The sequence below is a fragment of the Pseudoalteromonas sp. APAL1 genome (genome assembly GCF_021532475.1).
In the GTDB taxonomy this organism is placed as follows: Bacteria; Pseudomonadota; Gammaproteobacteria; order Enterobacterales; family Alteromonadaceae; genus Pseudoalteromonas; species Pseudoalteromonas lipolytica_C.
Map to the genome: position 1 here is coordinate 23551 of NZ_JAKGAW010000033.1, position 13437 is coordinate 36987.

Consider the following 13437-nt stretch of genomic DNA (forward strand, 5'->3'; position numbering starts at 1 on the left):
AGTAACAGGTGAAATAATGATAAAAAATAATCTTTTAGGTGCTAGCATCAAGCTTGCTCTATGCTCATCGGCGCTTGCCATTTCTAGCCAATCTATAGCTGCTGAAGAAGAAGTAAAATCAATCGACCGTATAGAAGTAACTGGTTCACGTATTTTACGTGAAGGTGCTATTGCCCCTGCTCCAGTAACTGTTATCAGTGGTGAAGACTTAGTTAACACAGGTGCTGTAAATATTGGTGAAGCACTAAATAAATTACCAGCCCTTGGTAACACTTATTCACTAGCAAACTCAGGTCGTTTTATCGGTACTGCTGGTCTAAACATTCTTGATTTACGCAATATGGGTACAGACCGCACACTTGTACTTGTTAATGGTAAACGCCATGTTTCTAGCTCTGCAGGTTCTCAATCTGTTGATACCAATACAATTCCAAGCACATGGGTAGAGCGTGTTGAGATCATCACAGGTGGTGCATCAGCTGTATACGGTGCCGACGCTGTAACAGGTGTAGTTAACTTCATTCTTAAAAAGAACATCGAAGGCTTAAGTGTTAGTGTTACTAAAGGCGCCTCTGAACTAAGTGACTACAAAAACGAAAAAGCAACGTTTTCATACGGCACGAATTTCGATAATGACCGTGGTAACGTAGCCTTTGCTGTTGAATATTCTGGCCAAAATACATTAAATGCGCTTGATCACCAATGGACTGATGGCTCTTTCTTTAGCTTGCGTAACCCAGCTCAAAACGAAGAAAACAAAGACGATCCAAATTTCCCTGATAGAATTTACACACCAAACGCTGGCTATTATGCGATTAATAATGCAGGTGTTTTTGCATCAAGCAATGGCTATGTTAACTCATTCAACCCAGATGGCAGCCTTCGTGACATTTATATAGGTGACCGAGTAGATGGTCTTGCATGTGCTGACTGTGATTCATTCAACCTTGCACAATTCAATGAAATTCAGCCTGAATTTGAACGCTACAACGTAAACTTTAAAGTTAACTATGACGTTGCTGAAGACATGAATGCTTATTTCGAAGCAAAATATGTAAACAGCGAAGGCGAAAGCATTGGCCAGCCAGCATTTTTCTTCTTTAACCCAAATAACAGCATCAAGATTGACAACCCATATCTTGACTCGAGTGTTAAAGATCTAATGGAACAAGAAGGTGTTAGCTCAATCATGGTTAACCGTATGATGACAGATTTAGGTCGTCGTATCGAAAACAACACTCGTGAAACAACCCGTTTTGTTGCTGGTTTGAGAGGCACAGTATTCACTGATTGGGAATTAGATGCATCAGTTGTTCATGGCCAAACAGACTTAGAGCGTATTAATGGCGCTAACATGATTATGGCAAACTACTACAATGCTCTTGACGCTATTGATGATGGCGAAGGTAATATTGTTTGTCGTAGTGAAGAAGCACGCGCTGAAGGCTGTGTACCGGTAAACATCATGGGCTTTGGCGCACCAAGCCAAGAAGCAATTAATTACATTAATACGGTATCAACAGGTACTTCTGAGATTACTCAGACAGTAGTAACTGCATCACTTGCAAACTCAGCAATCTATGAATTACCAGCGGGTTATGTTGGCTTTGCTGCTGGTGTAGAATACCGTAAAGAAGAAAGTGAAACTAAAGAGCCTGATAATGCAGTAGGTACATTCTTCAACGCACTGGGTGAAGATAAAGGTGATTTTGATGTAAACGAGATTTACTTCGAAGCATCTATCCCATTACTAGCTGACTTACCACTTGTTCAAGACCTAGTACTTGATACAGCAGTACGTTACGCTGACTACAGCACAATTGGCGATGCAACAAGCTGGAAAGTTGGTTTAGATTGGACAGTAAACGATCAACTACGTGTTCGTGCAACACAATCTGAAGCACTTCGCGCACCTAACATTGGTGAGATCTTCGGTGCACCGAGCCAAACATTCTACAACGTTGATGACCCTTGTTTAGCTGATAACCTAGATGATTTACAAAATTCAGAGGTTCGTCGTGCAAACTGTGCTGCTTTAGGTGTTCCTGCAGGCTTTGAATCAGATTACGACTCACAAACCCTTGAAGGTTTAGTAAGTGGTAACAGAGACGTTAAAGGTGAAGAGTCAACTAGTACAACTATTGGTTTAGTTTACCAACCGTCATTCCTAGAAAACTCTGTTATTACAATCGACTATTGGAAAATTGAATTAGAAGACGCAATCTCAACAATTGCCTCTCAAGAAATTCTTGACCGCTGTGTTGACGCTGAAGGCGGTATCAATAACCAATATTGTAATCTAATTACACGTGATAGCACATCACATGAAATTACACTGATTCAAAACTCAGTATTAAACGTTTCTGGTCAAGAAGCATCGGGTGTTGACTTTGAGTTAGGTTATGATTTTGACGCACTAGAAGGCAACTTCTCTACACGTTTAATTGGTACATACCTAATTGAACGTAAAGACTTCCCGTTCCAAGATCAACCTGAAGATTACATCGAGTATGCTGGTACAACTGGTGAAGCGAAATGGCAAGCTAACTTAACTATCTCTTATAAGCGTGATGGTTTCTTTGCAACGTTTGATACACGTTACCTAGATGAAGTAAGCCTTTACACAGACCAAGAGTTAGAAGATAACCCGAATCCAAATAGCTTAATGAAGTTTGGTAGCTATGTTATTTCTGACGCAACAGTTGGTTATAACTTCGAAAGCGGCTTTGGCGTTAAAGTAGGTGTTGATAACATCTTTAACCGAGAGCTTCCATTCGGTACTCGAGGTACAGGTTCTGGTAGTGCAAGTTACGATAACATCGGTCGTTTCGGCTACTTAAGACTATCTTACGATTTCTAATCGTTAAAAACTTTGATTCTCTTAGGGCTGCACATTTGTGCAGCCCTTTTTCTATCAGAGATTAAAAAAATACCCTATTCCAATCATTTACTTAAAATCTACCAATTCGCGCTATACTCTACCCTACCGGTCTTTTAACCTAATAAAGCCATGCTTAAAACAGTATTTATCACTATCTGTCTATTTTACCTGCCTGGTGTTTTTGCCAAGCAAAGTATTATTTTTATTAATCCAGGTCATGCAGATACCAATGTAACAGGCCCGTTTTGGTTTGAAGTGTCACAGTTGATGCAAAACGCTGCAAAAGACTTTGATCTCGATTTAACTATTCATTATGCCAATCGAAATCATATTGAAATGAAATCTTTAGTGACTAAAGCAATCAAAGCTAAGCCAGATATGCTCATTTTAGTTGATGAGAAAAGTGTGCTTACGCAACAGCTTTTAAGCTTGTCTCCTGTACCTACACCCATCTATTTTTTACTCAACAGCCCATCTAAGCAAGAGCTAAAACTTATGAGTGATCATGGTATTAATGTCGCTGGTAGCGTAGTACCCGATAACAAGCAAGCAGGCCAATTATTAGCCAACAAACTAATTGAAAAGAGCCAGCAAGCTGCCAACATTTTCGCAATTAATGGAGACTACACAACCCATGCAGCCCTTGATCGGGAGCAAGGTTTAAAGCAAAGTGTGGCATCTAATACTAGTGCAAACATTACTGCTAATACAGTTGCCAATTGGTCAACCAAACAAGCCTACCGTCAAAGCCTTGGTTTTTTTAGGCATCAACCAACTATTAATATTGTTTGGGCGGCAAATGATGCGATAGCGTTAGGGGCAATTGCTGCGCTTGATGAGTTAAACAAACGCAAAAACGTAGTGGTTGGAGCAATTAATTGGCCGCTTAGGGCGGTGGCCGAAAAAATAGATGTCACAATCGGTGGTCATGTTACGCTCGGAGCTTTAGCTATAGTAAATGTTCATGATCTACTCAATAATTACTCAACTGGAGCAATGCATCAAGAAGTGGCTATTTTCAGTCAACATAACGAACAAACGCTAAAGCTCGTTGAACAAATTCACAGTAATAACGTGGCAATTAACTTTCGCGTTTTCAGTAAAGCACATATAAACCCTCTTCCCTTTAGTGTTGAATCTCTTATCTTAGAGGCAACAAAAAGCGCACTGTAAAGGGCGTTGACAGTGCGCTTTTAAAGGGGATTACAGCTATAGTGATTGTAAAAAGCTAATTAACTGAGCTCTTTTTTCACTGCTAAGCTCTGTAAATTCACGCTTACTTTTTTCAGCTTCACCACCATGCCATAAAATCGCTTCTTCAAGTGTGGCTGCGCGCCCATCATGTAAGAAACCTGCGGCTGGGTTAACTGTTTTCGTTAAACCAATCCCCCAAAGCGGACGCGTTTTCCACTCACGGCCTGTTGCCATAAAATCACGGCGGTTATCTGCGAGCTCTTCACCCATGTCATGCAACAACATGTCGGTAAATGGCCAAATTTCTTGCCCTTTTACTGCCGCAGGCGCTGCAACACCGCCCAGTAATAAAGCGGCACCATTTGCGGTTACAAAACGAGGCGTATGGCAACCAGTACAGTTTAAATCATCGAATAAACGTGCACCGGCTTTAACACCTTCGTCTGCTACATTACGACGTGCTGGCACAGCAAGCGTTTCTGCGTAAAACACGACCGTATCAGCAAACTCATCACTGGCTTCTGGCAATCCTTGCTCATCAGAACCGGTATCTTGATAGTTAGTACGAGATAAATAACTTTCGTGCATTATTGTATTGGCAATGCTTTCTTCAGGGAACAATGAGTTGGTTACCCCCATGTCACCACGTAGTGCACCTAGTGATTGCTGTCTGACTGATGGTGTACTGGCTTTCCAACCAAATCGTCCAAGTGACACAGGGTTTTCATCACCCGCTTGAGCCTTAACAGCATCAAATACCCAGTTTGCTTTACCAGAAATTCCATCGTTGTCGGCATCATCAACATCTTCAAGCGCTAGAATATCTTGCTCTTCAATCGCTTCAAGCAATCCAAGACCAAAGACAGGCATGCCATTACGGGCACTAAAACGTACATCTTCATTGGCAAGGGCGCTTAAACTGAAGTTTTCAGGTGAGTCCCATGCATTGTCGATAGTAAATACCGGCTTTTTCAACGTGACAGTACTTCCATCCGGGTAGCTAAACTCTGTGTAATCATAGCTTAGATATACATCAGCTTGGCCACCAAAATTATGCGTTTGCCAGTCTTCACGGGCTTGTAAAATCCCCCGATGAAAGAGTTGATCCCCAAACCCTTCAACGCCTTTAACCTGACAAAAATCATTGACACTACTTGGCATTTCACACACGCCATCAGCTAAGCTAACGCGTAAAAAGATCCCTGCATCATTCGCTAACTTCACAGTTTGCTGTTCAGCGGTTGGAACAATGGTACTTGGGCGACCATCTCGTTGGTGACAAGCATTACAGTTATTGTTATTAAAAACAGGCCCTAAACCATCGAGTTCCGGGTGTGCATCATTCGGGGCTGTCGTAAAGGATGTTTCAAAATTAGCATCGCCAGTTAAGTGAATATCGAGTTCTGAATCACTTAAATTAGGCATAGGTGTAGAGAAACCATGGCCTGAATTATTGGTATCGAGGGCTGTCGCATCACCTGCCAAGGCAACGACATCAATATAATTTGGATCAGTTTCGCTGCTTGTTGGTGGTGGTGTTGTCGTTTCAGTCGCGCTTTTATCGCTGGTTTTACTTCCACATGCCACTAAAGATATGGCTGTGAAAGCAAATAGAATTGGTTTAATTGCTTTTACATTCATGACGGTATCTTGTAAAGAGGGGAAGCAGATGCTTCCCCAGCGATTATAAATTCCACTCTTTGATAAGTGGCACAACTTCTTCTTCAAGGGTCGCTTGTAATTCACCTAGCGCATCAATCGCTGTTTGAATTCGAACGCGACCAGCATCATCCTTAATCGCTTGTCTAAATGGCATATCATCTGCACCTGCAATGGCATCAATCGCTGCAATCGCTGCTGAAATTTGAGTTTCAACTTTCGCTGCTAGTTCAGCGTCACCGGCATTGATAAATGCTTTAAGACCTGGGCTGTCGTTTTCATCGCTGAATGTGCCTAAAAACACATTTTGTACACCAACAATGTTGTTGCTAAAGTCAGTTAATGAGTTCCAGCTATATTGTGATTCAACCAATGATGTATCAGCTGTGTCTTTGCTAGTACCGAATGGTTCTGCAATTTTACCGTTACCTACCTCATCAACAATACCGATCACACCATTGACTAACTCTTCAATAACACCTAACTCAGATGAGTATTTATCATTGCCCGGTGTTAATAAATAATCTTTATAAGCAGGTTCATCATCCGCATTTGCAGAGATAACCCATGCATCAACAAGGCTTTGTGTATGAATATTAAATACTTCAGCACATGCAATTAAGTATTCCATTTCACGCACAGTCATTTCGTCAATTGACTTATCGTTATCTTCAACGCCATTACCGAATAATAAGAACTCCATGGTGTGGAAACCTTGTACACCATCGTCAAAGTTCTTCACATTATCAGCTGAGAACGTTGTGTTACTTGCAAGTAGTGCTTCTAAATCAGCGGTATTCAGTGGCCAAGTATCAAGATGTGGATCAATTGATAAACTATCAACAGGACCAAAGATATGTGACTCTCCTTGCTCCCAGAATACACGTGCATCTTTCCAAGCTTGTTGAGCAGCAGCCAGCGCAGCTGCGTTTTTGTTTTCTAATAATGTGAGTGTCGCGTTATGTAGAACCGTTGCCTTGCTGTTTAGCATTTCGTAACCATCAACAATTACTTGCTCAGTTACGTTTTCAATTAAATCAGTTGCATCGTAGCTAAAGCCTGTTACTTCAGTAACGGGTGTGCTTGTATCTGAAGAATCATCCGAAGAAGACGAACCACATGCAACAAGTGTTGACGCTAAAATGACAGCTGTGATGCTGTTTAATACAGTTTTCATCCCAAGGTTCCTTTATAGTTCTGTTGAAAATTTATAGCCAAGAGAGGCGCTAAAGTGAGTCGTGTCATCGATATCGTCTTGTGCGTAATAACGTTGACCGCCCTGAAGTTTTAGAATTAAGTTTTTGTTTGGAAGGTAATTTAAACCAAAGTTAAGCTCACGAATGTCGTAACGATGGATAGCCGCACCACTGGCCACTTCAAGCATTGGGTTGGCATAATCAAACGAGGTAAATACATACAGCGGCGAAGATAAATCAAACAGCCCCTGCATATTATAAGCGGCTTCTACAAATGCAGATTCAGCTTTACTACCAAGCTGTGCAAAGCTTCCCGGACGAAGACCCGGCGTAGTTTTATTAGCAGCAGTGATAGCAACTGAGTCTTCTAACTCGCCAAATAAGTACTGACCACGGAACACAAGATCATCTAACGTCCATGCACCATGTAACCCGAGAATAGACACGTTTCCATCCACATCAAGTTTGCCCTGATTGCGACGGTTATCAGATGTATTTGCCGTATAGTAACTAACACCAAACCCTTTACCGGCTTTAACATTGCCATAATCAAGGCGTAATGTGAGCGCTAAATCATCTGCGGTATTTTCTTCAAAGCGTTGCTGTGCACCACCCGCGACCCAATTAGTCGAACGGAAGTATTCAGAGTTAAGACCCGTCGTCACCAATGTTTGCAGTGTAAAGTCAGACCAACGAGAAATTAAGTTAACCCCAGTTTCATGCCAAACTTGCGGGATCATAGTTGCCTCACCCCAATGGCGAGTCGTGGTAAAGTATTGATCTGGCTTGTTTAAGTCTGTGCCTAAGCCTACCGGAACATATATATGACCAAACTTGACTGTAAAGTTAGGGTTATATTCATATTCTAGCTGTAGCTTTTCGACAATAACTTCACCACCCGCTTCAACTTCTGATTCAAATTCGCCAAATTCTTCAAAGCCGTCATATTCAAGCGTGGTACCTGTACCGCCGTGTTCATACTCAAGTTCAAATTCGACTTTCCACTTATCATCAATTTCATATTCAAACTCAGTGACAACTCGCTCTAAGTCTGTAGTGGCGCGGCGCTCTGGAGAAGTATCTTGAACGTTGGCAAACACTTCGTCACTTTTATAAAGCAAAGTACCGTAGCTCTTAAAAGTAAGTTTTGATTCTTTTTTGCTTGCGACTGTAGCAACGGGTGCTGCCTGCTCAGTAACAACTGGGGCTTTTTGTTGCACTGCAACTTGCTGGGTGTTTTTTGCTTCTAATTGACTTTTTAAGTAATCAATCGCTTTTTGTTGTTCAAGGAGTTGTTGTTGAAGTTTTTCGAGTTGAGCTTGCATGTCATCATTTGCAACACTGTATAGTGGAGTCAAAGCCAATGACACCGCGAGAGAGAGTACTGCTTTGTTCATCGTAAAGTGCACCTAAAAATAAAACCAAATGATAATAGTTATCTTTTATATTGTAAATGTTGTTAACTTTACTTTTTACTAAAAACGGTAAATTAGATTAAATAAGATTTAATTTCTAAGACTATTTCATTGAAAATTAAGCTGGAATGATAATTTGGTGTGCAATAAGGAAGCAATTTACGATAACTGTAAGTTACTTGTTAACAAGCAAACCCACCTGATGGGCATACTTGTTAACGATAAGACTTGTATTATCTTGATGATAGGATTATTTATTGCTGAGCCAAACTGCTTGATATGGAGTCAGCGACAATGTTTGTGTTTGCTCAGTAATTTGCTCCCCGCTTATTAAATCTCGCCACTGCTCGGTACCAATCAAATTTAAGTCTGCAAGAGTGAGAGTTTGCGTCTCATCACTAATGTTATAAACACAAAACATGCTTTGTGAACGGTTAATACTTTGTCGCCAAAAACCAAATAACCCCTCACTTAAATGTAACGTATATTGCGTCGCATTAGGGTGAAATGCGCTTTGCGCCTTACGAATAGACATCAAGTTTTTCATCGCTTTAAACACAGTACGGTGATGGGCATTTTCATTACTCAGTTTTGCTAGTAAATCTGATTCTTGCCAACGGTGACGGTTAATAGCCCGATTATGTTGACTATTTTCAAAGCGCTCATAATCGTTGGTAGTACCGAGTAAGCTATGAATATACAAACCAGGAATGCCTTCAAGCGCAAACATAATGGCATGTGCACATAAAAAGCGAGCAAGTCCCCACTTATCAGGGCCTTTATAAGTACCTTGCAATGCATCAAATAAAGCAATGTTTAACTCATAAGGGGTGTTAGTTCCATCAGGTGCGGTACGCAGTGAGACTTTACCGCCATACTTTGCAGTCGTACTGACCATTTCAGCAATTTCACTTTGCTCCAATAACCCTTCGACAGGCCTTAAACCAATACCATCATGTGAAGCTATAAAGTTAAAGTATGCGGTCCCTTCTTGAGGAGGTGGCATACTCATCATCCAATGCTTTAATGCAGTGCTGTCACCACTGAGTAAAGTGTGTAACAGCAACGGTGGCAATGAGAAGTTGTAAATACAGTGCGCTTCGTTGGCATTACCAAAGTACGATAGGTTTTCGCGATTTGGAATATTGGTTTCAGTGATAATAATCACATTAGGCTCAAAGTGCTCAATAAGGGTGCGAAGTAGCCTGATCACTTCGTGAGTTTCAGGTAAATTAATGCAACGGGTATTGAGCTTTTTCCATAAAAAAGCCACCGCATCAAGGCGGAATATACGCACACCATTATCTAAATAATGACGAATAATACCCACAAACTCGTTAAGTACATCTGGGTTGGCAAAATCAAAATCGACTTGGTCATGACTAAACGTACACCACACATGTTGCAAACCATCTTTTGTTTCGACCGCTTGTAAAAGAGGCGATGTACGCGGACGAACAACCTGCACCAGGTCGTCACTCGGGCTTGCCGTTTTAAAATACCCTTTACCCGGCTCTTTGCCTTGAATAAAGTTTTCAAACCAGACACTTCGGCTTGAACAATGGTTGATCACCAAATCAGCCATCAACCTAACATCTGCTGAAATATCACGAATATGCTGCCAACTGCCTAACGCTTCATTCACTTGCACATAATTCATTACCGCAAAGCCTTCATCTGAGCTATATGGGTAAAATGGCAAAATGTGCAGTGCATTAAGCTCAGGCAAGCATTGGCTTTTTACAAACCGATGTAAAGTATGCAAAGGTGGCTCTTCAGGCTTTGCCACGGCTTCATCCGTATTCGCATGGCGAATGATTGAATCACCATAAGCAATTAAAATCATGTCTTGCTCATCCCAACGGTTTTTATGCGGCGTTGGGTCACGTACAGGATCATCACCTAACATGGTATTGATAAGCCTGTCTGCAAGTTGTTCAAGCGAGGTTGATAGCTCAACCTCGGCGTAGATACAGGTTAAATGCTGTATAACCCGTTGTTGGAGTAGCTCTAAAGTCACGTGTCTTCTCCGTTAAATAAATTCTTTGTTATCAAGCTCTACGGCTTCTTCTAAGCGAGCAAATACATCTGGCATTGCCGAAGCGACTCGGTTCCAACTCGGCACAAATGGTGCCTCCATTGGGTTTTCTAAGAAGTGCTGACCCGCATTCATAATGTTTTGCGCAAACATTTCAACGGCTTTTTCTTCATGGTGAATATCAAGTGTTAAACCATTCATCAGCGCATCGTTGTGATAAGTTTCGATAAAATCGAGTGCAATACGGTAGTAAGTTGCTTTTAATGAACGAATTGTTTCGCTGGTAAAGGTCACCCCTTGGGTAGCCAGCTTTCTAAATAAAGCTTTGGTAATATCAATCGACATTTTCGACAAGCCCGCTGCTTGGTTTTCAAGCGATAGGTCTTGGTGTTTATGATCATAGTTATCAGCAATATCAACCTGACATAACCGGTTATGCGAGTAGTTACGATACATCTCTGATAACACGCCAATTTCGAGACCCCAGTCACTTGGAATACGAATATCATTAAGTACATCGCGACGGAATGAGAACTCACCCGCTAGCGGATAACGAAACGAGTCCATGTATTCTAAATAATCGTTGCTACCTAAAATTGTTTTAAATGAACGCAATAACGGCGTTACCAGCAAACGTGACACACGGCCATTAATTTTGCCCTCAGCGGTGCGCGGGTAAAAGCCTTTACAAAATTCATAGTTAAAACGAGGGTGAGCAACAGGATAAATTAAGCGTGCTAAAAGTGCTCTATCGTAAGTCAAAATATCGCAATCATGTAGTGCAATTGACTCTACTTTTGAGGTTGCCAACTTATAACCCATGCAATACCAAACATTGCGACCTTTACCTAGCTCTCGTGGCGCAACGCCAAGTTTTTGTAGTTCTTTATCAAGCGCTTGTAAACGCGGGCCATCATTCCAAAGTACCTTATGATGCTGGTCAAGCTCAGCAAAAAACTGTAACGCATGGCGATATTGGCTTTCGTCGGCGCGATCTAGGCCAATGGTAATTTGTGATAAGTAAGGCACATGTTTGAGCTCAGCTATAATATTTTGCAAAGCGGGTCCTTCTAACTCACTGTAAAGTGAGGGTAAAATCAAACCCATAGGACGCTGTTTTGAAAAATCCAATAACTCTTTTTCTAGTTCTTCGACTGGACGGTCAGCAATATTGTGTAAGGTCGTGATAATGCCATTTTGATAGAAATCAGCCATGAGATTGCTCCTGTTTTGCTGCAAAATGCGCTTTGATGATAGTTAACGCAGAAACTTCTTGAACCCAACCTGCTGGGGCTGGTTTTTCGCTTAGCTGCCAAGCTTTTTGTAATATTTGCGATTGTACTTGGCTGCCAGGGTTATTGATTAAAATGGCGGTGTCGGCCGCTTTTAGCATGGCGACATCGTTTTGACTGTCGCCAAGCGCTATTACAGTGAATGGATTGCGATAAGCTTTTTTGAACTGATTCAACAACCATTTTTGTGCAAGACCTTTGTTGTTACCTTTAGTAAGGTGAATAAAGCGACCACCAACAAGCACTTCGTATCCTGCTTGACTCATTGCCTCTATCAGACCTTGTTTCTCTTCATCACTGCCAGAAAAGCAAATTGGGTCTGAATATTGACGCTTTAAAGCCAGTTCGCTTTTATCAACGGGTAGCCCTGTTAGTTCGGCTATTTCTTGTGCACTAAATTGACTAAATAAGCGCACACAATGGCTAAATTGACTGGCATATTGTTTAAGATCTTCATGCAATTTATCGGTGCTTTGTGTCATCGCAAAACGCCAATAACCTTGATACTCATCACAGCCAATCGGCTTTACTTTAAAATAATCTTTCGGGATATAAACGGCCGCACCATTTTCCACAATAAAGGGTTGGTGATGATTTAAAGCTTTTTGAATATCAGTGACTTCTGCAAATGTTTTGCTGGTATTAAAAATGACATTGACACCGGTATCATTCAACTTAGCCAAAAATGGTTTGATCACCTCACATTCGTAACTATCGTGATCAAGCAATGTGCCGTCTAAATCAGTAAAAATAAGTGGTTGAGCAATTTGGTCAGCGAGTAGTTCCATTTTGGTAATATCACGCTCAGTATCAAGCAACAATAACGCATCAACACTGTGCGCAAGAGTGGCTAAGTTTTCACGCGTAATACGTTCAAAATGAGAGATGAAACGCTTTAAACTCACTTCATCAAACGTGCCCTGCCCTTGGCCTTTTTTGGCAATTAACTTGTGCTCTTGCTCTAAGCGCCAAGCATACACATCCTCAAATGATGGCGCTTTTAACATAATGGTGTAATCGGCCATTGCGAATACATTTTGATATTCATTTGCTAAGCAGCTATTTACGCAGCGACGCCAAATGCCGTCGGCATCTTCTAGTCGTTCTAATTCATTAACTGGAGTTTGCAGTTGATAAGGTTGCTGAGGTGTACTGGCTACACACCAACCTTCAAAAAACACGATATCTACGGGCTTTTGGTTGCTCGGCCACTGGGCTTGTGGCACTGGATCATCGGTTAGCTTATCAAATTGAGGTAATGGCACATTCACTTTACCTGCCAACAAGGCCGATAAGGTTTGCTCCATTAATTGCGTATCATGCGTACCTGGTACACCACGACTGGCAAACAAGGGATGAACATCTTTAGCAAGCTCAGTGCGTGCATCACGACTTAAATAAAAGTCATCGATTGATAATGACACACTGTTAAATTCAGTATTGCTATTAACCCAAGTCACTAAAAAATCAGCGAGGGTTGTTTTTCCTGAGCCTTGGCAGCCGTTGATAGCCACCAGCATAGATTGGCCGGTCATTTTTGCGCTCAAGATATCTTGCGCGAGGGGTATAAAAAACTGCTCACTTAAGTATTGATACTTGAGTGGTAACTGATGCTTCGCTAAAAACGGGGTAATATCCACAACATTTGCCTCTTGCATAATCGCTCCTACCAGTATGACATAGAGATAAATGCAGTTAGTAGACCAGTTTTATAACTCGTTATTTTTTATATAGTTACAAAAAAAGCGCGTATTTAACGCGC

At 41.4% G+C, this 13437-nt stretch carries 8 protein-coding genes; 2 read left to right on the forward strand and 6 right to left on the reverse strand.

Features of this window, described 5'->3' with window-relative positions; translation table 11 throughout:
* Window positions 1–16: 16 nt before the first annotated feature.
* Both L1264_RS15265 and L1264_RS15270 read left to right on the forward strand, forming a co-directional pair.
* The gene (locus L1264_RS15265; RefSeq protein ID WP_235404194.1) at window positions 17–2860 is read left to right on the forward strand and encodes a TonB-dependent receptor plug domain-containing protein; all 2844 of its coding nucleotides are present in this window, start codon (window positions 17–19) and stop codon (window positions 2858–2860) included.
* A gap of 150 nt (window positions 2861–3010) precedes the next feature.
* Complete coding sequence (locus tag L1264_RS15270; RefSeq protein WP_199527782.1) at window positions 3011–4054, forward strand: substrate-binding domain-containing protein; 1044 nt, start codon at window positions 3011–3013, stop codon at window positions 4052–4054.
* A gap of 36 nt (window positions 4055–4090) precedes the next feature.
* Here the strand turns inward: L1264_RS15270 and L1264_RS15275 are convergent, their stop codons facing one another.
* From L1264_RS15275 to L1264_RS15300, 6 genes are all read right to left on the reverse strand, one after another.
* A complete protein-coding gene (locus L1264_RS15275) occupies window positions 4091–5716 on the reverse strand; it encodes a di-heme oxidoredictase family protein (protein WP_199527783.1) in 1626 nt (541 codons plus the stop codon).
* A gap of 43 nt (window positions 5717–5759) precedes the next feature.
* Window positions 5760–6911: an imelysin family protein gene (locus L1264_RS15280; RefSeq protein ID WP_199527784.1), complete on the reverse strand. Its 1152-nt coding sequence runs from the start codon at window positions 6909–6911 to the stop codon at window positions 5760–5762.
* A 12-nt stretch (window positions 6912–6923) separates the two neighbouring features.
* Window positions 6924–8327 carry a hypothetical protein gene (locus tag L1264_RS15285; protein ID WP_199527785.1) on the reverse strand — a complete coding sequence of 468 codons (1404 nt, stop codon included), beginning with the start codon at window positions 8325–8327 and terminating at the stop codon, window positions 6924–6926.
* A 268-nt stretch (window positions 8328–8595) separates the two neighbouring features.
* Window positions 8596–10365, reverse strand: a complete 1770-nt coding sequence (locus L1264_RS15290) for a sugar phosphorylase (protein ID WP_235404196.1) — start codon at window positions 10363–10365, stop codon at window positions 8596–8598.
* A gap of 12 nt (window positions 10366–10377) precedes the next feature.
* Window positions 10378–11598 carry a glycosyl transferase gene (locus tag L1264_RS15295; protein WP_138557748.1) on the reverse strand — a complete coding sequence of 407 codons (1221 nt, stop codon included), beginning with the start codon at window positions 11596–11598 and terminating at the stop codon, window positions 10378–10380.
* Entirely contained in the window at window positions 11591–13333 is a 1743-nt protein-coding gene (locus tag L1264_RS15300) for an HAD-IIB family hydrolase (RefSeq protein WP_199527787.1), read from the reverse strand. Before L1264_RS15300 ends, L1264_RS15295 begins: the two co-directional genes overlap by 8 nt.
* Between the last annotated feature and the right edge of the window lie 104 nt (window positions 13334–13437).